This is a genomic window from Magnetococcales bacterium (genome assembly GCA_015231755.1).
Classification (GTDB): Bacteria; Pseudomonadota; Magnetococcia; order Magnetococcales; family Magnetaquicoccaceae; genus Magnetaquiglobus.
In genome coordinates this window covers 48,670-68,881 of the sequence record JADGAZ010000008.1, presented here as the reverse complement: position 1 = coordinate 68,881, position 20,212 = coordinate 48,670, and the positions used below count along the sequence as shown (strand labels likewise).

14 protein-coding genes are annotated in these 20,212 nt (G+C 60.7%); 2 read left to right on the top strand and 12 right to left on the bottom strand.

Annotated elements, in window-relative coordinates:
• Nucleotides 1–60 precede the first annotated feature (60 nt).
• Nucleotides 61–1,332, bottom strand: coding sequence for an urea ABC transporter substrate-binding protein (urtA, locus tag HQL98_07060; protein ID MBF0271803.1), 1,272 nt, complete (start codon nucleotides 1,330–1,332; stop codon nucleotides 61–63).
• Nucleotides 1,333–1,833: 501 nt separating this feature from the next.
• On the opposite strand from urtA, the gene HQL98_07055 reads away from it, so the two are divergent.
• Nucleotides 1,834–4,365: an FtsX-like permease family protein gene (locus HQL98_07055; GenBank protein MBF0271802.1), complete on the top strand. Its 2,532-nt coding sequence runs from the start codon at nucleotides 1,834–1,836 to the stop codon at nucleotides 4,363–4,365.
• Nucleotides 4,362–5,534, top strand: a complete 1,173-nt coding sequence (locus HQL98_07050) for a carotenoid 1,2-hydratase (protein MBF0271801.1) — start codon at nucleotides 4,362–4,364, stop codon at nucleotides 5,532–5,534. Before HQL98_07055 ends, HQL98_07050 begins: the two co-directional genes overlap by 4 nt.
• Here HQL98_07050 and HQL98_07045 read toward each other — a convergent pair.
• The 11 genes from HQL98_07045 to HQL98_06995 all read right to left on the bottom strand — a co-directional run bounded on the left by HQL98_07045 (nucleotide 5,513) and on the right by HQL98_06995 (nucleotide 20,210).
• Entirely contained in the window at nucleotides 5,513–6,847 is a 1,335-nt protein-coding gene (locus tag HQL98_07045; protein MBF0271800.1) for an ion transporter, read from the bottom strand. The genes HQL98_07050 and HQL98_07045 overlap by 22 nt on opposite strands.
• Nucleotides 6,848–6,884: 37 nt before the next feature.
• Nucleotides 6,885–8,081: a hypothetical protein gene (locus HQL98_07040; GenBank protein MBF0271799.1), complete on the bottom strand. Its 1,197-nt coding sequence runs from the start codon at nucleotides 8,079–8,081 to the stop codon at nucleotides 6,885–6,887.
• Nucleotides 8,082–8,109: 28 nt separating this feature from the next.
• Entirely contained in the window at nucleotides 8,110–8,946 is an 837-nt protein-coding gene (locus tag HQL98_07035) for a glycosyltransferase family 2 protein (GenBank protein ID MBF0271798.1), read from the bottom strand.
• The gene (locus tag HQL98_07030) at nucleotides 8,943–10,127 is read right to left on the bottom strand and encodes a phosphoglycerate kinase (protein MBF0271797.1); all 1,185 of its coding nucleotides are present in this window, start codon (nucleotides 10,125–10,127) and stop codon (nucleotides 8,943–8,945) included. Before HQL98_07030 ends, HQL98_07035 begins: the two co-directional genes overlap by 4 nt.
• A 211-nt stretch (nucleotides 10,128–10,338) precedes the next feature.
• Nucleotides 10,339–11,628 carry a tetratricopeptide repeat protein gene (locus HQL98_07025; GenBank protein MBF0271796.1) on the bottom strand — a complete coding sequence of 430 codons (1,290 nt, stop codon included), beginning with the start codon at nucleotides 11,626–11,628 and terminating at the stop codon, nucleotides 10,339–10,341.
• Nucleotides 11,625–12,113, bottom strand: a complete 489-nt coding sequence (locus tag HQL98_07020; protein ID MBF0271795.1) for a hypothetical protein — start codon at nucleotides 12,111–12,113, stop codon at nucleotides 11,625–11,627. Before HQL98_07020 ends, HQL98_07025 begins: the two co-directional genes overlap by 4 nt.
• Entirely contained in the window at nucleotides 12,095–13,681 is a 1,587-nt protein-coding gene (locus HQL98_07015; GenBank protein ID MBF0271794.1) for an AAA family ATPase, read from the bottom strand. The genes HQL98_07020 and HQL98_07015 overlap by 19 nt, the downstream gene beginning before the upstream one ends.
• Nucleotides 13,682–13,799: 118 nt before the next feature.
• A complete protein-coding gene (tadA, locus tag HQL98_07010) occupies nucleotides 13,800–15,536 on the bottom strand; it encodes a Flp pilus assembly complex ATPase component TadA (protein MBF0271793.1) in 1,737 nt (578 codons plus the stop codon).
• A gap of 7 nt (nucleotides 15,537–15,543) precedes the next feature.
• The gene (locus HQL98_07005) at nucleotides 15,544–17,292 is read right to left on the bottom strand and encodes an AAA family ATPase (protein ID MBF0271792.1); all 1,749 of its coding nucleotides are present in this window, start codon (nucleotides 17,290–17,292) and stop codon (nucleotides 15,544–15,546) included.
• A gap of 95 nt (nucleotides 17,293–17,387) precedes the next feature.
• The gene (gene dacB, locus HQL98_07000; protein MBF0271791.1) at nucleotides 17,388–18,929 is read right to left on the bottom strand and encodes a D-alanyl-D-alanine carboxypeptidase/D-alanyl-D-alanine-endopeptidase; all 1,542 of its coding nucleotides are present in this window, start codon (nucleotides 18,927–18,929) and stop codon (nucleotides 17,388–17,390) included.
• 159 nt (nucleotides 18,930–19,088) lie between these two features.
• A complete protein-coding gene (locus HQL98_06995; protein ID MBF0271790.1) occupies nucleotides 19,089–20,210 on the bottom strand; it encodes a hypothetical protein in 1,122 nt (373 codons plus the stop codon).
• Nucleotides 20,211–20,212: the final 2 nt, after the last annotated feature.

Below are 20,212 nucleotides of genomic sequence, written 5' to 3'. Positions count from 1 at the left end.
TCTTGAGATGAACTCAAGAGGCCGGGGATGGCACCCTGACGGCCTCTTGAGGGTGAAACGTTACTGGCTGGGGGCGTCGGATTTTTTCTCGTTGCCCGGAATGTAGGGGCTCCAGGGAGCGGCCCGCACCGGTCCGGGGGTTTTCCACACCACATTGAATTGACCATCTCCCTTCACTTCGCCGATGAAGACCGGTTTGTGCAGGTGATGATTTCTTTCATCCATTTTGATCTCGAAGCCCGAGGGAGCCTTCATGCTTTGACCCGCCATGGCCGGGATCACTTTGTCCACTTCGGTGCTCTTTGCCTTTTCCACCGCTTGTTTCCACAGATGCAAGCCGATGTAGGTGGCTTCCATGGGATCGTTGGTCACCACTTTGTCAGCGGCGGGCAGTTTGTTTTTGACCGCCCAATCCTTGTACATCTTGGTGAACTGATCGTTGACGGGATTTTTCAGAGACATGAAGTAATTCCAGGAGGCCAGATGGCCCACCAGGGGTTTGGTGTCCACCCCGCGCAACTCCTCTTCGCCCACCGAGAAGGCCACCACCGGCACATCCGTGGCCTTGAGGCCCGCGTTGCCCAGTTCCTTGTAGAAGGGCACGTTGGAGTCGCCGTTGATGGTGGAGATGACCGCGGTTTTTTTGCCCTCGGAGGCGAATTTTTTAATCTTGGCGATGATGGTCTGGTAATCCCCGTGGCCGAAGGGGGTATACTCTTCCATGATATCGGCCTCGCCGACCCCCTTGGAGGTCAAAAAGGCCCGCAGGATTTTGTTGGTGGTGCGGGGATAGACGTAATCGGTGCCCAGCAACACGAAACGGGTGGCGCTGCCGCCATCTTCGCTCATCAGGTATTCCACCGCGGGAATCGCCTGCTGGTTGGGGGCCGCACCGGTATAAAAGACATTCTTTTCCAGTTCTTCGCCTTCGTACTGCACCGGATAGAAGAGCAGTCCGTTCAATTCCTTGAACACCGGCAGCACCGATTTGCGGGAAACCGAGGTCCAGCAGCCGAACACCACATCCACCTTGTCCTTGCTGAGCAGTTGACGGGCTTTTTCCGCGAACAGGGGCCAGTTGGAGGCGGGATCCACGATCACCGGTTCCAGTTTCTTGCCCAGCACGCCCCCTTGGCTGTTGATCTCTTCGATGGTCATCAAGGCGGTCTCCTTGAGGGCGGTCTCGGAGATGGCCATGGTGCCGGAAAGCGAATGCAGAATGCCCACCTTGATGGTTTCGGCGGCTTGGACCGGAGTCGGCAGGGCCAAAGTTCCCAAAGAGACGGATGCGGCGGTGAGGGATAACAGCTTAAGAAAATGACGACGTAACATGGACACGCTCCTGGTCGAACAAGAAGTGACATGATGAAAAGATTGGCAACAGTAATGGTTTTCGCACAGCGTGTGCCAGATCCCGCGCAATCCGGTTGATGAGTCGGTGAATGCTTTGTCTCGGTTTTCTGTTTGGGTTTTTTTCTGTTAATTAACATGAGAAAACCAATCTTCAGAACCGTCTGGAAACGGTCTCGTCATGGTGTGGAGCGCTTCATGATTCGGCTGTTGGAATTTAAGATGATTATTTATTTGGCATAATTATCAACCATGATGTGTTGTTCGTGGTCATTCTGCCTATTTAATATTCATGTACAGGTCAGGGCAGAGCAACCATTTTCTGACCTTGCGGCCCATGCTATGCTGCAAGTTTGAACAGATCCGACCCGATCTCCTTTCTTTCCCTGGAAGTCCAACCCTCACTTTAGTTCAGACGGTGCCCATCAACGCTATGGCGTGGAATCTGTTTCTTCTTCATCGCTGCGCGGTCGAGGCCTCCCCATGAGCCGTCTGGTCTGGCTGGCCGGGTGGCGACATTTGCTGGCTCAGCCCGGTCTGGCTTTTTTGGCCATGATCGGCGTGGCCCTGGGGGTGGCCACGGCCACGGCGGTGGATCTGGCCAACCAGGGAGCCTTGCGGGCCATGCGCCTGTCGGTGGAAGCGGCGGCTGGCAAGGCCACCCATCGGCTGGTGGGCCATCCCCTGGGGGTTCCCGAGGGGTATTACGCGGCCTGGCGTCTGTTGCCCAATGCTCCCCCCGCCGCCCCGGTGATCGAGGGCACCATCCGGGTGGGGGAGTGGCCCGATCCTCACTCTTTGACCCTGCTCGGTGTCGACCCCCTGGCCGAAGGGGGCCTGCGGCCTGCGTTGGGCCTGAAGGATCAACAGGCGTTGCTGGCCGCCTTGATGACCCGACCCGACTCGGGCCTGTTGCTGGAGGCGACCGCTGACACACTGGGCCTTAAACCCGGAGCGCGTTTTCAGATCGAGGCCAATGGCCAAAAAAAGACCATCACCTTGTTGGGGGTGATCGCCACCCAGGATCCCGTGGCCAAACAGGGACTGAACGCCACCTTGCTGGTGGATATCGGGACCGCTCAGGAAATTCTCGGCCTGTCGGGTCATATCAGCCGCATGGATGTGATCCTGAAATCCGGGCAGAATCCCCCTTTGCCCCTGCCCGCCGGTGTGCTGTTGCTGCCCGCCAACGACCGGATCGAGGTGTTGGAGGGGTTGACCCGTTCGTTTCGCGCCAATCTCACCGCCTTGAGCCTGCTGGCCCTGCTGGTGGGGATGTTCATCATTCACAACGCCATGGTTTTTTCCGTGGTGCGACGCCGGCCCCTGACCGGACTGCTGCGGGCACAGGGGGTGACGAAAGCGGAGATTTTCCGCCAGACCCTTCTGGATGGCCTGATGCTGGGCATTCCCGGCACCTTGATCGGGGTGGCGCTGGGGGTGTTGCTGGGGGAGGGACTGCTCCATCTGGTGGCCCGCACCATCGATGATTTGTATTTCCGGTTGCAGGTCACGGATCTTACTCCGGAGCCGTTTTCCTTGATCAAGGGGGGTGTGTTGGGGATCGGCGCGACGCTGCTCGCCTCCTGGCTGCCGGCTCGGGAGGCGGCCAACGCTTCGGTGATCGCCGCCATGAGCCGCTCCCATCTGGAGGAGCGTCACCGGGTGGCGGCACCCCGATGGGCGTGGATCGGGGTGGGGGGCATGCTTTTGGCCCTGGTGGTGGCGTTGGTGCCATCGAACCGGCTGGAGCCGGGACTGGCTGCCATGGGCATTTTGACCGTCAGCGCCGCCTTGATCGCCCCCTGGTTCACCTCCTGGCTGATGGATCGGGTGCGGGGCCCACTGGTGCGGATCGCCGGATTGAATGGCGCCCTGGCCGCCGGAGGGGTGCAGCGGGGCTTGAGCCGTACCGGAACGGCCGTTGCGGCCTTGACGGTCGCCACCGCCATGGTTTCGGGCATGGGCATGCTGATTCATGGCTTTCGTGGCACCGTGGTGCAGTGGCTGGAAAGCACCACGGTTTCGGATATTTATGTCTCGGCAGCCGGGACCCTTTCCAACGCCGACTCGATTCCTTTGGATCCGGAGTTGATCCGGCGGCTCTCCTCCCTGCCGGGTATCGCCTCGGTGGGGCTGGGACGACGGGTTAATCTGGAAACTCTGGAAGGGGTGTTGCGGCTGCATCTGTTGGATATCGACGAGACCCGCTTTTCCAGCCTGTTGTTGGACCAGGGGAACCATGCCGCTCTTTGGCCCCGTTTTCAAGACGACGAGGCGATCCTGATCACCGAATCCCTGGCCTTTCGTCGCGACCTGGGGGTGGGGGATCGGATCACCCTGCCCACTCCCGCCGGTCCCCACGCTTTTGTGATCGGAGGGGTCCATCGTGATTTTCGTTCGGATGCCGGCATGATCACCTTAAGCCTCAACACCTGGCGTCGCCACTGGCACGATGCGCAGATGAGCGTGTTGGGCATTCAGTTGCAAGCGGGAGTCGATCCCGATGCCATGCTGAATGCGCTGCGGGTGGCGGCGGGGCCGGAACGATCCCTTCATTTGCAATCCAACCGGGCGTTGCGTCAGACCTCTTTGGAGATTTTCGACCGCACCTTCGCCATCACCCGCGCCTTGCGTCTGCTGGCGTTGCTCACCGCCTTTTTCGGGGTGTTGACCGCCCTGGCCGCGATTGGTCACGAACGGGTGCGTGAGCTGGCGGCGTTGCGGGCCATCGGCTTGACCGTGGGGGAAATTCGTCGATCGGTGCTGCTGCAAACCGGTCTGTTGGGTCTGGCCGCCGGCACCCTGGCCGTGCCTTTGGGGCTGGCCCAGGGATGGATGTTGATCCATGTCATCAACCAGCGGGCCTTTGGCTGGACCCTGGAAAGCCATCTGGATCTCTGGCTGGTGGCGCAACCATTGTTGCTGGCCATCCCCACGGCTCTGCTGGCCGGAATCCCGGCTGCCCGGCGCATGGCCCGCACGCCTCCGGTGGAGGCGTTGAGGGAGTCATGAAACCTGCGACTTTTTACGGGCTGGTGGTGTTGCTTGCGGTTGCCCTGATCGGAGGGGTGATGTGGCGCTGGCTGGGACCGATGACCCACCACTCCCGCGGGGGTGGCCTGGAGATCCGCTCGGTTCTGGGTGAGCCGTCCGGCACGGGCTTCCGTCAGGCCACAATCCCCCGGGTTTTTGAATTTCCGGCGGATCATGGTCCCCATCCGGAGTTTCGTCAGGAGTGGTGGTATGTGACCGGCAATCTGGAAAGCGACGATGGCAAGTCCCGATTCGGTTATCAACTCACCTTGTTTCGCGTGGGTCTGGATCCAAATCCGGCCAAACGGGAATCCGCCTGGGGCGCTTCTCAGCTTTATTTGGGGCATCTGGCGGTGAGCGATGTGACGGGGGACCGGTTTCATCATTTCCAGAAAGTTTCCCGGGGTGCGTTGGGACTGGCCGGAGCCGATGCCGAACGGGTGTGGCTGGAAGGGTGGAGTCTGGCCCGGGTGGGGGGAACCCCCGCACAGCCCAGGCTGCAATTGACAGCGGCCCAGGATGCGATCCAATTGCAACTGGAGCTTAATGCCCTCAAGCCGGTGGTGCTTCAGGGGGAGCGAGGATTGAGCCGCAAGAGTGATCAAACCGGAGCGGCTTCTTATTATTACTCCCTGACCCGGTTGGAAACCCGGGGAGAGTTGCGTCTGGGGGAACGGATCCAGCGGGTGCGGGGCGCCAGTTGGATGGATCGGGAGTGGAGCACCTCGGCCCTGGCTCCGGATCAGGTGGGCTGGGACTGGTTTTCGTTGCAACTGGATGACGGATGGGAGGTGATGTTTTATCGCATGCGTTTGAAAGACGGTGCCGATGACCCCCAAAGTCAGGGAACCCTGGTGGCTCCGGATGGTCGGGTCATTCCCTTGCGTCGGGAGGCGTGGCGACAGGAAAACACCGGATCCTGGACCAGTTCCGCCACCGGCATCCGTTATCCATCCGGATGGCGGGTGGTGGTTCCGGAACAGCAACTGGAACTCACCCTCACCCCGCGCATCAAAAATCAGGAGCTTGCCGAAGCCGCGGTCCACTATTGGGAGGGAGCGGTGGAGATTCAGGGGCGTCATGGGGAACGCCCGGTTTCCGGTTTCGGCTATGTGGAATTGACCGGTTATCCCCCGTCGTCTCCTTGAACGTGAGGGGGTTGGCTGTCCATGCCGGTGGTGCGGTTCAACTGGATCTTGCGCAGTTCTTTGCGGAATTCGGGGAAGGAGGCGATCACCTGATCGAAATCCTGTTTGTCCAGTTTCAAGGTGTTGCAGGCGGTGATGGCCCGAATGTTGGCCATGCGCACCGTATCGTGGAGCAGGGCGATCTCTCCGAACACGTCCTTGGTGCGCAGTTTGGCGAGCAACTCCCCTTCCTGATTGGTCACGGCCACCACGCCGTGGACCAGGATATACATTTCGTGTCCTGAAGCGCCGATGTGGATGATCTCCTCTCCGGGGAGAAACATTTCCGACGTGAGACGGGCTCCCAGGGCTTCCAGCAGTTCCAGGCTGGCCTTTTTGAACAGTGGACCACGGCGCAACAGGTGAATGTTGACATGCTGATGGATCCGTTTGCTCAACTTGTCCGGCAGATCCCGCAGGATGCCGGCTCCACCGGCGCTGTGTTCCATGAGATAGTGACGATAAAAGCTGAAAATATCGTTCTGCAAGGCGACAGGCAGGTCATATTGGCGCATGAAGGCGGCCAATTGTTCGATTTTTTCCTTGTTTTGTTTGCGCAGGATGTTGGAATTGACGATCAGAGTGGAAATGTGGCCGATGATGTACGCATAGATCGCTACCCCCAAGAGCATCACGAACATGGCAAAGATGCGGCCCACGTTGGTGGTGGGGGTGATGTCCCCATAGCCCACCGAGGCCATGGTGGTCACGGTCCAATAAAATCCCTTGATGATGAATGTGGTCAGATCTTCGTTCGGCGGCTGTTCGACGATCATTAGCCAGATACTGGTACACCAGCACGTGATGGTGAGAATCCAAAAATTGGTAATGAAAAGTTGTTCCGTGACTGTGGCCGGCATGTCCATGCCCTGGACCCGCAACAGATGGGGCAGTCGGAAGATGCGCAGCAGTCTGACGGCGATCACCGCCCAGGTGGCCGCATCCCAGTATCCCAGCGCCATGCACAGAAAATCCCACGGGATCGAGGCCAGCAGATCCAGGGTGAAATAGCCTTTGAGATAGTGTTTGCGGATCGCTTCGGGTCGGGTCAGGAGTTCCCCATCCACCATCACGGCCGTGCGAAAATTGAGCAACAGGTCACAAAAGAACAGAATGGTCAAAATCATATCAATCAGATGCGACCAGTCCGGAATGCCGATCTTGGGGACCAGAAACAGCGGCACGCTCCAGGTATACCAGACGGTGGCCAGCAGGATCAGATAGTTCCAGGCTTTGCGTACCGGGCCATCCGGCATGATGACTTGAATTGACATGGTGTGATCGGCTCCTGCCATTTCCTGAAATCGGGTGTCACGGGGTGGTTCGTGGTTGGGGCGGGGCATACTGTCCGTTGGGCCAACCGGGGGCATGGATCGGTTCCCCCAGATCGGCGGCCACCAACCGTTCCCGTACCGCCAGCAACCGTTCCACCAGGGCCGGTTCGATGCGGTCATAGGTCTCTTCGTCTTCTTCCCGACGCACCACGATGCCCAGCAGTTCGGTAATGGCGTTGCCGACGGAATTCTGGCTGATGGTCACGATCAGACGGTTCTGGTCATCCCGATAGAGGATTTGTTTATAGGCCGGACGCCAGCGTATGTCGTTGGCAAAGCGGGGATCCGCCTTGACCCGGTTGCGCACATCCCGGGCCACCTGGGCGAAGCGGTTGTTGAACAATAGAATATTTTCGACCTGATCCGGGAAATAGACCCCTTCCGGAATTCCGGCCCCACGGGTGGAAACCTGGGAGAAAAAGGTGCGGTAAAAATCCAGGAAACCTTTCAAGATCAGATCATACTCTTCCCAGAACCGGGGATCCCCCAGCCGGGAGAATCCCCCGGCCACTTCCCAGCTCGGCAGACCCTGGGGATAACCGGTGAGGGCGAGCCGGGAGGAGTCGGTTTCCACGGGACGCAGGATCCGCAGATCCAGGACCTCCAGAAAATGGCGATAGGTCTCGGACAGATGACTCAGAAACAGACTGTTGTGTCCGCTGTCGGTGAGATTGGGATCCGCCGGATCCGCCAATTTGGACTGGGCGATCATGTGGGTTGGAAAGACGATGAAATGGTTGTGGATCATGCGGATGCTCGGCACTCCTGGCTTGTTGAGGGGCCAAGTGGCATCCAGGCTGGCTTCTCCGCACAGGATCAGGGCGTCGTCCGGATCGGGATAGTGTTCCAGCATGTATTCAAAGATGATCTGGGTCATGCGACTCCAGACATTCTTTTGAGGCCGGGTCAACTGATCCCGCCGCACCGGGCGTCCCAAAGGATCGAGGATTCGTTTGGAGGTGTCCAGCATGATGGAGGTGTCGAACTCGGCGCTGTGGCCCAGCAGCTTGCGATAGAGGAGAAACCCCTCCTCGTTGATCAACAGACCGTTTTCTCTGGCCAGATGTTCCAGGTTGGCAGCACTGTTGAAAAACTCCACGGCGGACATCCCCTCGGGAATCTTCAAAGGAATCTTGCGGCGGGGGGTGATGATTTCCCGGGGTCCACTGGTCATGGGATGGCAATCCTCGTGCTGATCGACTTTAGCGCCAAGCGCTGACGATGCGTTTGATGTGTTCGGCCTTTTCTGGCCGACCGGCCTCCAGGCTGGCCCGATAGGCGGTGGGGATCAACTCTTCCAGAAAGGTCAGACTGTCCCGGTCCGCATCCTTATCGGCCAATTCAACAGCCAACTCCAGATGATACAATCCTTCGCTGGCCAATCCCAGGAAACGCAGATTCATGCCCAGCTTGTAGCGTCCATAGACCGTGTTCGGCTCCCTGGCGACCCACTGACGCAAAATGGCGACATTGCGACGGATTTTTTCCGGGTTGAGTCCGGCGCTGTAGCCGTGATGCACCAGATGCAGATCGATGGTTTCCGGCGGCACTCCGGGCCAGTGGCGATAGACCGCATCCGCGATTCCTTCGTGAACCGGGTTGGAAAAACGGATGCGGGGATCGTTGCGAAACAGCCGCAACGCCTGACTCGGCAGAGTGTTGCCATCGGCCATGAGATTGTCGATGCGAATGATCCAGGCCGGAGCGTTGGAGGCGCGGCATAGTCCTAAAATCCGCTCCCGGAACCCGGCATCTTCCACCAGCACCTCGTCGCAATCCACATTGAGGATCCACCGGAAGCGGGCATGGTCGAGAGCCAGATTCTTGGGGGCGGAAAAATCGTTGTCCCAGGGCAGATGCCAGACCCGACAGCCGAACTGCTGGACAATCTCCAGGGTGCGATCCGACGAGCCGGTATCCACAAAGATGATTTCGTCCGCCACCCGGGTGAGGGGTGGCAGACTCATCGGCAGAAACCGTTCCTCGTTGCGACCCATGAGGATCGCGGAGAGTCCCTCGGCTGGGGATGCGGTGGTCACTTGGCGTCGGCCAGCACGGAGACGCCGGGGAGATCCTTGCCTTCCAGCAGTTCCAGAAAGGCGCCGCCCCCGGTGGAGATGTGGGAGATGCGCTCCGCCACGCCGGCCTTGGCGATGGCGGATTCGGTATCCCCGCCCCCGGTCACCGAGAGGGCCTGACCATTGGCGATGTGATGGGCCAAAGCCAGGGTGCCTGCGGCGAAGGCCGGAATCTCGAACACTCCCACGGGGCCGTTCCACACCACGGTGGCGGCGCGGCTGAGCCGTTCGGCGAACAGACGCACGGTTTCCGGTCCCACATCCAGACCCATCCAGCCCTCGGGGATCTGGTCCGCCGGGACCACGCGGGTTGCGGAGCTGCCATCTTTGTTTTGGGAGACCACCGCGTCCACGGGCATCAGGAGTTCCACGCCCGCCTGTTGGGCTTTGGCTTCCGCCTGTTGGGCCACGGCGAGCATGTCGGGTTCCACCAGGGAGGCGCCCACCTGCCCTCCCCGGGCGGCGAGAAAGGTGAAGGCCATGGCCCCGCCGATCAGAATGGTATCCATCTTGGTGAGCAGGGATTCGATCAGTTGGATCTTGGTGGAAACCTTGGACCCACCGAGGAGCGCCACCACCGGACGTTGGGGGGCGATCATGGCCCGGTGGAAAAAGTCCAGTTCATCGGCCATCAGCAGTCCCGCCACCGCCGGGGGCACCCTCTGGGCCACGCCGACGTTGGAAGCGTGGGCACGATGGGCGGTGCCGAAGGCGTCGTTGACCACCAGATCCGCCAGACGGGCAAAGTCATCCGCCAGTTGGGGATCGTTTTTCTCCTCACCGGGGCGCAGGCGGACGTTTTCCAGCAGGATCACCCCTCCCGGCGGCAGGTTGGCCACCAGGGCTTCCACTTCGGGTCCGATGCAGTCCGGGGCCAGGGGAACCGGTTTGCCCAGCAGTTCGGAGAGCCGTTCGGCCACGGGTTTGAGGGAGGGGCCGACCCCGTTTTTGGGACGGCCCAGATGGGAGGCCAGAATCGCCCGTCCTCCGCCGTCGATCACTTTCTGGATGGTGGGCAGGGATTTGCGGATGCGGGCATCCGATCCGATGGTGCCGTCGGCGGCCAAGGGAATGTTGAAATCCACCCGAATGAAGACCCGTTTGCCGGCGACATCCAGATCGGCGATGGTCTGTTTTTTCATGCTCGACTCCTGACACAATGGCGGGAAAAAGGACTGCGGACAACCAAAAGGGTCATGCCCGCGAATCGTTGGGGGTTGCCACGCTGTCAACCCGGCGATGAAACAACCGGCAATCGGTTGGCGGCGCAGTCACAGGATAGCCTTTCACCAGTTTACGTCATGGGATGAGGAAATTTCCAGGAATCCAATGGTTCAGAAGGAGAATTCCCCCTCAAGCGTCCGGGGGGCGGGGGGCCAGAATGGCGATGCGGCGTTGAATCGCATGGGGATCGAAACCCGCCCATCCACGCACGCTCAAGGTGCGCAAGGCCTCCCGATAGTGTTCCAAAGCGGCGCGAGGCTCTCCGGTGCGCTCCAGGGCGACGGCGAGATTGTGGTGAATGTCCGGGTTGGTGTGGTCGTGTTTCAGGGCGTTGCGGAAGGCGTCCCGGGCTTTGAGCCACTCCTGTCGGTTCGCCAGTCTGGTGCCCAGGGCAAAATGCAGCGGCCAAATGTCGGGAGAGGATGGGGGCAGCCGTTTCAGGTGTTGTTCCAGGGCCTGGGTGTCGGTGCCGTTCAGGTCCAGGACGCTCAGTCCGGCCAAGGCCAGGGGCGAACCGGGATCGATGCGGGACAACTCCTGATACAAAACCCGCGCCCGATCCGGTTGTTGATCCCGGATGGCCAGGGCGGCCAATCCCGCCAGGGCGATGCGGTTGACCGGATCCTGACTCAACAGTTTTTCATAGTGACGTTTGGCCGCGGTCGGATCTCCGGCGTTCCAGGCCTTGCGGGCCTGACCCACCACCGGGGGACGGTTGGAAAGAAACAGATACCGCGCCGGGCGATGGGGCGTGGTCAGGGTGGATGCGGGGAGACTCTCTTCGATGCGGTTCACGCTGTGCAGCGAGGCCAGGGTGAAGGTGGAATCGTTGATCAGCGGAACCCGGGCCGGAAGCGGCGCCGATGCCGGACCCGACGGATTTTCCGGAATTTTCATGAGGGTTCTGGCCGGGGGCGCGGACTGAGGTTCCACGGGGGCCAATCCGGTGGAAGATGTCCTTCTGGACTCTTTGGACGGGGACTCCCTGGACTCTTTGGACTCTTTGGACGGGGACTGGGTGAAACAGGCCAGGGTCAAAGACGGGGATTCGGTGATGGTATCGATGGATCGTCCGGAACGCTCCCGCACCGGTTCATCGCTCAACGTGGAGGCCAGCAGGAAAGCCCCCAGAAACACCCCGTGGAGCAAAGCGGCGCGACCAACCGGATGCCATCCCTGGACCACCGGGGCGGGGGAGTGGGGCGAACAAACTTCCGGGTAGAAAAGTCGGATCGGCCCGTTCGCGATCCGGACCGGTTGTCTTGTGGCGGGGCGAGCGAAGCGGGCGGGCGCGTCGATGCGGTACAGATCCAGCCCTGTGAAATCCATGGGCAGGGATACCATCGGCTCTTCGAGCGCGGCGGGATCCGCGGATCCGGGATCCTCGGCGCGGCGCAACGTGTCGAGCAGCAGGCTCATCGGCGCAACCGTTGGGAGCCGCCCTTGTCGGGTGAACTCCCGGAGTCCCGGGTTGTTGCCAGCAGGTTGCCCGGTGTGACCGCCAGGGTGTTGCCGTCACGGATATGAAACCGGGCTCCGGTTTGTTGGGCGATTTGCTCCAGAAGATCGTTCAAGGGACGGTTGGTGAGATTGAGGGTCACATTGCCCTGGACCGTCGGGGGCAGATCCAGATTTAGCCCCGCCTTCCGGGCCAGGGAGGGGAGCAGTTCATCCACCGGAACATGGGTGGCCACCAGCGTGAAGGTCCCCTGGGCCAGGGTGTCCGCCTCGGAGCTTTCCGGAAGAAACGGTACCAGTGCCACCAATGGGGGAATCGTGTCGTCCCCCATCTCCCGGGGAAACGGATCCGCAGCGGCGGACCCCGCGGAAAAATTCAGCGCGCAGCCCAGCAGAATCCCCAATCCCATTCGGGTTTGACGGTTTTTCAGGCGGCGGGAACGCATGAGCTGTTCTCCTGCCCAGGCTGACATCCATCGGGTCGGGTATGGTTACGGACCAGGGTTTTGACCCGGTCCAGGGGCAACACCCGGGGGTTGCCGGAACGCAGCGTCTGCGGCAGGCGTTGCAAAGCCTCTTGGGCGTCGGTTTCATTGTCGAATTCGCCCAAGTAGACCATCAATCTTTGATTGCGCAGGCGGAAAATTTTCAGTTTCCGGGCATTCAGGTCCGGCTGCGCGGCGGCCAGGAACTTGTCCAGCGTGTTGATGCCGCTGTCGTTGCGCAGATGGATCAATTGAATGGTGTAGCGGGTGCCATGGCTCGCTTCCAGCCAACGGTGGGCGGCGCGGACCCTTTCACTCATCGAATCGTTTTTCGGATTCTCCTGGATGGAGGCCAACTCCCGGATGGTGGGTTTGATGGGGGTGATCAGGGGAATCCGGGCAACCACAGGGGGTTCGGACAGCGATGCCGTGTGACTGACCAGTTGACGGGATGGCAGGATGGAAAGGGTTCTGGCCAGGGTCAACAGGGTGCCACTGTTGGCGGTCGGGGAATCCGGCTGACTTTCCGGTATCCGGGCCTCGGCGGGTGGGTCATCGGGTCGATTTTGCGCGACAGCGATGGCGGCGGGCCGAAGCGAACTCAAAGAGGGCAGGATCGGCGGCGCATTGAGCGCCCAGGAGTGCATGGCCATGCTGCCCGCCAGCAGGGCCGCCATACCCCCGGCGACCAAAGCGGGACGGTGCCAGGATGTGACCCGGGTGGCGAATTCACAGGTGGAGATTCCCTGTTGCACATGCCGGCTGGAGATGAGATGCGCACCTTGGCGCGAGGCCTGAACGAGAGCTTTTTCCGCCAGCAGATTGATCTGACGCATGGCCCCCTGGGCCGCCCGGTGGATGCAGCGCACCGCGCCGGGAGAAAAAAGCGTCGGTCCCCGGTATCCGGTGGTGTGCAACCGGTTACGCAAATACTTTTCGGTATCGTCAAGGGAGAGGGGGGGCAGGGTCAGATGGGTGGTGATTCGTTCAAGAATTTGACGGGTGGGGCCGGTTTGAAACAGCCGGTCCAGCGCCGGTTGCCCAAAGAGAACAATGGGAGCCAACTTGACCTGTTCGGTTTCCAGGTTGCTGATCAGACGCAAGGCTTCCAAGGTGGCGGGAGGCAGGCCTTGGGCCTCTTCCACGATGATGACCGCCTGTTCTCCCTGGCGTTGCAAGGTGACCAGAAATTCCAGCAAAGCTTGATGTTGCGCCGCCTGTCCGGCTTCGAGCAGGGGCGGAAGCCGGAATTCCCGCAGCAAGGCGCCGATCAACTCTTCGGGGGGGATGCCGGGATTGAGTAACAACGCCACCCGCGTGGTGGACGGAAGCTTGCGGCACAACAATCGACACAGCAGGGTCTTGCCGCTGCCGACTTCCCCTACGACTTTGATGAATCCTTCTCCGGCCTGGATGGCCTGGAGCAGTTGTTCCAGAATCGCCCCCCGCTCTCCACCGGCGAAAAAGAGTTCCGTATCCGGGGTGATGGCAAAGGGAGGAGCGTGGAATCCGAAGTGATCCAAATACATGGTATTCTTCCCAATCGGCGGGTGACGATCCAATAACCCCGTCACTTCTGAACGTGATGCGGGTTGATCATTCTAGAGCAAGAAACAGGCCATGGAATCTTTAAATGGGAAGATTGGATTATCCGATCATTCTCCTGGACAGATCCAGCACCCGGCGAATTTCATCCAGGCTGGTCTCTCCCGTCAGCACCCGACGGATTCCCTCGTCGGCCATGGGGATGAATCCCTGATTGCGGGCCAGGGAGAGCCAAGCGGTGCGGGTCTGGTTTTGTTCGATCAACAGATCGCCATCATCATCGATGAGGAGGGCTTCCATGATGGCCACCTGTCCCTTGAAGCCGATTCCGTGACACCGTTCACACCCGGCAGCCACAAAGATACGGGTGGCGCGATCGTCGGGTCCGAGTCCCAACAGGCGTTGTTCCCGGGGATCGGGCTGATGGGGCTGTTTGCAGTGGGAACAGAGTCGACGCACCAGCCGTTGACCCATGATCCCGGTGAGATTTCCGGCCAGGGTCGTACCCGGAATGCCCAGAGCGAACAATCCCTGGAACGCCGCAAGGGCCGAGGTGGCCTGCACGGTGCTGAAGACCTGATGCCCGGTCATGGCGGCGCGCAACACCATGCGGGCGGTTGCGGGATTGCGGATTTCGTCCAGCAGCAGAATATCCGATCCTTGACGCAATACGGAATCGAACGTTGAGGCCCATTCCGCATGTTTTTCCGGAATGTTTTCCGAAATGTTCTCCGGATGCTTTTCCCCATCGATCATCTGTTGTCGCACCATGGCCATGGGATAGGCCAGGCTCTCTTCCAGGGTCATGATGTGGCGTTGTTCGTGGTTGAGAAAGGCCAGCATGGCGTAGAGGGTGGTGGTTTTGCCGCTGCCCTTGGGGCCGGTGGCCAGAATGATTCCTGCGGGTTTGGCCATCATCTCCATGAGGATGGACTGGGTATGCCGGGAGAGTCCCAGGCTTTCCAGGGAGAGGGGTTCCGGGTTGCGGTCCCGCAGGCGCACCAGCAGATTGTCGCCATGGGTGACCGGTTGCGGGAAAACCCGGCAATCGATCATGCGGGAAGCGACTTTCAACGAGAAACGGCCCTCCGCACGTGCGGAGACATCCGGAGCGTCGATGCCCGCCAGGGTCTTGATGCGCATCACGATTCCGGCGGTCAGATCCCGATGCAGCTCCCGCATCTCCGACAAGACCCCGTCGATACGATAGCGAAGCCGCAGACTGCCCGCCTCCGGTTCGATGTGGATTTCCGACGCACCCCGTTGAACGCCGTCGGTCAGGAGCATCTCCACCAGACGCATGACGGGGCTGAACTGTCCGGCCTGCTCCGGGGGGAGGCTCTCCAGGACCTGGAAACTGTTTTCCAGTTCCCGCAGGATAGGCTCCAGCACGTTTTCGGTGCTGTAGGCCCTTTGAATGGCGCGGGATATGGCGGAATGTTCCGCCAGAATGGTCTTGAGGGTGATGTCCGAGTGGATGTTGGCCTGAATTTTATCCAGGACCGCCATGTCCTGGGTATCGGCCATGGCCAGGGTCAAGGTGGTGCTTTTGCGGTCCCAGTGGACCGGAATCACGTCGTGGCGTTCGATCAGTTTTCGGGGTACCAGCTTCAGGATGCGTGGATCCAGGGTGGTCTGGTCCAGATTGATGCCGGGTTGATCCAGAATGTGGCTCAACAACGCATGCATCACCGGTTCCGGAACAAATCCCAGCCGTACAATGATGCGACCCAACAATTCACCGGTTTTTTTCTGCTCGGCCAAAGCGATGGTCAACCGGTCCTGGGTGAGCATCTCCGCACCGATCAGAATTTCACCCAGGCGACGTTTTTCTTTCATGGTGGGGTCATCCGGCTTGAACCGGCGGGATCAACGCCAGTTTTTGCACCGTGGTCTTGAGCCGCGCCAGAGAACGCACGCTGGGATGGCTGGATCTCAAGGAGAGGGGCAGACGATTCATCAACGCCTCGCACGCCACCGCGGTGGGACATTCGTTCAGATGGATCAACAAGGAGTTGTCCTTGAGACGAAACAGCTTCAACTCCATCGGCCCCGGAGACGGCTGGATCGCGGCCAATTTGTCGGCCAGATTCTGCAAGCCGTTTTCGTGGCGCAACTGGACCAATTGAATGGTGTGATGTTGGTCGTTGCTCTGCTCCAACCAGCGATGGGAAGCAAGAATGGCCTCCTTTAAAGGATCGTTGGGCTTGAGATAGGGCACACCGTTGAGCGTGGAAGAGGCCGGAGTCTGGTCAGCCGGGTCGGGTTTCCCGGAAGCATCCGCCAGAAACAGAACTTCATCCGGAACCGCAACCGTTTTTTCCTCCGGGGTGGGGTCCGCCAGGGGGGCCGGAGGTTTGGTTTCGGGTTGGGGAGCGACCATGGCCACGACCGGTTCCGGGGCGCGGGGGAGTGGAGAGGGAAGCGCCTGGGGATCGGGTTTGCGTTCGGCCATCTGGGGTTGGATTGTGCGCTCAGGCTCGATTTTGCGTTCGGCCATCTGGGGTTGGATTGTGCGCTCAGGTTCGATTTTGCGTTCGGCCACCTGGGGTTGGATTGTGCGCTCAGGCTCGATCTTGCGTTCGGCTACCTGGGGTTGGATTGTGCGCTCAGGTTCGACTTTGCGTTCGGCCACCTGGGGTTGGATTGTGCGTTCGGCCATCAGAGCCATGGGGGAGGGCAGGGACAAAGACAGGCTGGTCCAGGGATGGGACGACACCCCGGCAGCCAGCAGCGTCACCACGCCGGCGGTCGCCAGCACCGGGCGAAACCGGCGTGAGATTGGACGATGGGTGGAATCCTGGCGTGCGGCCCAGAGGGCGTGACGCATCTTCACCACCCGTGAAGAGTCGGCGCAGGCCCGTTGCAAGGCCCGGTTGGCCAACCGGTTGATCCGGTGCAGACAGCCGGAAGAGGCCAGATGAACGCTCCATGCCGCCATGGGGGTGAAAATCCGTTTGCCCTGGAATCCGGCGGATTGCAGCCGGGCATTGAGATAATGCGCGGTCTCCGGTGCTGTCAGGGGTTCGAGGGTGAGCCGGGTCGTGACCCGATCCAGAAACGGATGGTTCGGCACGGATTGCAGGTTTTGTTCAAACACGGGTTGGGCGAACAGGATCACCTGCAACAATTTGGCCCGTCCGGTTTCCATGTTGCCCAGCAGACGCAGTTCTTCCAGGGTGGCCAGGGGCATGGCATGGGCCTCGTCGATCAACAGCAGGGCGCGGGTGCCGTTGCGATGCAGCAGCGCCAGTTGGTTCAACAGGGTCTGACGCAGCAACAAAGGATCGTTGCGGTTGGGCACCGGAAAGCGGAACTCCCCTAAAATCGCCGGGATCAACGCCTCGGGGGGCAGATTGGGATTGAGCAGCAAGGCCGCGTGGGTGGCTGGAGGGAGTTGTTGACACAATACCCGGCACAGCATGGTCTTGCCCGATCCGGGGGGAGCGATGAGCTGGATGAATCCCTCGTCGGCGAGAATGGCGGCGCGCAGGGCATTGAGGATATCCCCCCGTCCCCCTCCGGGAAAAAATCGTTCGGGGTCGGGTGTGGGCGCGAATGGATAGCCTTGGAGGCCGAAGTGATCCAGATACATGTCACAATTCCCTTCTCCGGATGTGGAGAATATGGCGGTGGACGGTATGGTTTTCTGGATGCTTTTTATGCAAGAATCAAGCCATATAAGCGGAATCAATAGGTGCGCAGCCACCTTTCCACCAGGGCGTTGATGTGAGCTGTGGCCAGACTGTTCCAACTGCGACCCTGGCTGATGTCGCCATGGGCATGATGACCCATCCGGGCATCGAAGTTTTTGCGTTTTTCAAAGTCGCTGGCGAAAACCGCGAACACCAGACGGCGGTTCTGCTTGGTGTAGAGATAACCCGCCAACGCCTTGCCATAAAGCACGGTACCGGTTTTGGCCCACACCCGGTAGGCGGTGTCGGGACCGGCGAAACGACCCGCCAGGGTTCCTTTCCAGCCGGAAACCGGCAGCAACGAGGCATAAGCCCGATCACCAATCGGGGCGGCGTTGGCCAGAAGCAGAATGGCCGCCATCTGTCGGGGGGTGACCCGGCTCACGGAGGAGAGTCCACTGCTGTTGGCCATGTGAAAGCCGCTCCAGTCCACCTGGGGGAGCTGTTTGTGGATCCAGTCGCTCAAGATGCGGGCGGCGCTGGAGGCGGATTGGGGTTGTCCGCTCAAGCGTCCGGCGGCCATCATGCCGATCAGTTCGGTCCACAGATTGTTGCTGTGCTCCAGGGCGAAACGGGCCAGTTCGCTCACAGGCTCGCTGGAACGACTGGCGAGGATGCTGGCGTTGGGGGTAGTGCGTCCCGCCACGGGCTCCGGCAGATGCAGACCCGCCTGACGGCAGAATTCCCGAAACGCCAAGGCCGTGTGGCGTCCCGGTTTTTTCAGGGGCAACCAGTCCCAGCCGGAACGGGCGCCACGGGGATTGAGACGCCACTGCTCTTTCTGGTCTCCCCCCAGATAGACCAGTGTGGGTCCGGTTGGAGAAGAAGGGCCGGCCACCAGGGAGATGTAATCCAGATTGGGAGTGGTTTGGGTCATGATCTCCCCGGTGCGGGTCATCATCCATTTCAGCCGGATGCGACTGGGATCCAGGGTGAGGGCGCTGAGTCCCTGATTGTAGGTTTCTTCCTCGTTTTGTTCGTCGCTGATGTTGGGTTGGGCCACCAGCGCGGATTCGTCGTAGAGGTAGCGACCGGAGATGCGATAGATTCCCCGGCTTTGCAGTTGATTGGCCAGATCCATCAAGCCGGTCATGTTGAGGGAGGGATCTCCACCCCCCACCAGCACCAGATCCCCCTGCAACACCCCGTTGACCACAGGGGCGTTGCTTTGCACCGTGGTGACCAGTCGATGATCCGCCCCCAGGATGTGCAGCGCCGCCAGGGTCGAGGGCACCTTGGCCACCGAGGCGGGAATGAACAGTTCGGAATCGTGCTGCACCTCCAGGAGTTGCCCGGAGTGGATATCCATCAGCAGATAACCCAGACGGGAGGTTCCTTCCAGGGGGGTGAGGGGCCGGTTGGCGGGGGGCTTTTCGGCGCCCCGGGCGTTTTTGGCCGCCTTGCTGGATTGGACCGACTTGGCCGCGCGTTTTTTGGTGGCGCTTTGCGCCTGTTTGCTGGTGGAAGCCGCCGCAGCCGTTGTGGGGGCCGGGGTCAGCAAAAATAGACACAGCAGGAGACAAACCATTCTGGACATGCGCGCTTTCCGGTCAATGAAGATCAAGGGAGCCTGAATCCAGGGCCGGACAAGGCATCTTCTGGATTCACACAATGGGATGGATCCCATTAGCGGAAGCGAATTAAACCCGCATTGTGACGCTTGCGCAATGCCTCATGCGTAAGTCAGGGTGTGTGATCACGGGGAAGGCGGGGCGCAATGCTGGGGCGGATGGAGGGCGTCGGCCCTGAAACGGAGCTGAAAAGGGGTGAGGGCGGCACAGGGCAACGGATTGTTTCCGGAAAGATCCAGAGCCTCCAGGGCGGTCAGTTGCTCGATGCCGGTCAGGTCGCGGATGTCCTGATCGGGGCAGTGCAATTGTTTCAGATCCGCGATTTCCACGCCGTGATATTTTTTGTCGAGACAGGTCCGCAGCCCCGGATCCGCGAACGGCAGGGTATCCACATCCGGCTCTTCGTGGGCTGCGTACAGGGGAGCGTTTTCGTTCAACACCCGGGCCGCGTCGCCGGTTTCCGGGTCGCCGCAACGCTGCGCCACCCCGCAGCGGGGGTCGTGCAGGCGGGGATTGGAAAAAATCGGCAGACTGGCCTTGTCGTTGCCGAGCACCTGTTTCATCCATCCCCCCACCATGATGGTGCCGAACTCCCCGGGCTGAGGCCGACCGTCGCAGTTGCCCATCCCAAAGCCCAGGGCATAAGGGGTGAGGGCCGAGGTGTGTCCCTGGCCCGGTTGGCAGGAGTCCACCAATCGCCCGTGATTCAGCCCCATCAGATGGCCCAGTTCGTGCGCCAGGGTGTGGGCGCCACATACGGCGTTGTAGACCATCAGGGCGTTTTGGGTGGTGGAGATGGCCTCGCGGGTCTGGTTGACCGCCAGGGCGCGACCACAGCCGGGCTTGCCCTTCAGCGTCAAGGAGCGGGTCACCGCCACGGTGAAGTCGGCGCCCCAACGGTCGGCCTCCTGGAACAGTCCCTCGAAGCCACGACGCTCATGGCGCATGTCGTCGAGAATCTCCGTGGCCTCGCTGGCCTGGATCCGGGAGAAGGCCACCGCGACGATTCTGGCCTGCATGGCCACCAGACTGTCGTGATAATAACGGTTGATGGTGGCCACATGCTCCGCCAGTTGGGTCTTGATGGCCTGACGGGTGGTGGTCTGCTCTTCCCCGCCGGTCTCGTGGACCACAAAACGCAGACCGATCCAGGGTTCGGCCCGGGCGGGCACAGTCAGCCACCCGACCAAAAAAAATGGCAATCCCCACCGGATCACCCCCTGGAAGCGGTCACGAAATCCGTCCATGC

Coding starts and splice junctions, on each gene's coding strand:
- urtA (MBF0271803.1), bottom strand. CDS start 1,332: ATGTTACGTCGTCATTTTCTTAAGCTGTTATCCCTCACCGCCGCATCC.
- HQL98_07055 (MBF0271802.1), top strand. CDS start 1,834: ATGAGCCGTCTGGTCTGGCTGGCCGGGTGGCGACATTTGCTGGCTCAG.
- HQL98_07050 (MBF0271801.1), top strand. CDS start 4,362: ATGAAACCTGCGACTTTTTACGGGCTGGTGGTGTTGCTTGCGGTTGCC.
- HQL98_07045 (MBF0271800.1), bottom strand. CDS start 6,847: ATGTCAATTCAAGTCATCATGCCGGATGGCCCGGTACGCAAAGCCTGG.
- HQL98_07040 (MBF0271799.1), bottom strand. CDS start 8,081: ATGACCAGTGGACCCCGGGAAATCATCACCCCCCGCCGCAAGATTCCT.
- HQL98_07030 (MBF0271797.1), bottom strand. CDS start 10,127: ATGAAAAAACAGACCATCGCCGATCTGGATGTCGCCGGCAAACGGGTC.
- HQL98_07025 (MBF0271796.1), bottom strand. CDS start 11,628: ATGAGCCTGCTGCTCGACACGTTGCGCCGCGCCGAGGATCCCGGATCC.
- HQL98_07020 (MBF0271795.1), bottom strand. CDS start 12,113: ATGCGTTCCCGCCGCCTGAAAAACCGTCAAACCCGAATGGGATTGGGG.
- HQL98_07015 (MBF0271794.1), bottom strand. CDS start 13,681: ATGTATTTGGATCACTTCGGATTCCACGCTCCTCCCTTTGCCATCACC.
- tadA (MBF0271793.1), bottom strand. CDS start 15,536: ATGAAAGAAAAACGTCGCCTGGGTGAAATTCTGATCGGTGCGGAGATG.
- HQL98_07005 (MBF0271792.1), bottom strand. CDS start 17,292: ATGTATCTGGATCACTTCGGCCTCCAAGGCTATCCATTCGCGCCCACA.
- dacB (MBF0271791.1), bottom strand. CDS start 18,929: ATGTCCAGAATGGTTTGTCTCCTGCTGTGTCTATTTTTGCTGACCCCG.
- HQL98_06995 (MBF0271790.1), bottom strand. CDS start 20,210: ATGGACGGATTTCGTGACCGCTTCCAGGGGGTGATCCGGTGGGGATTG.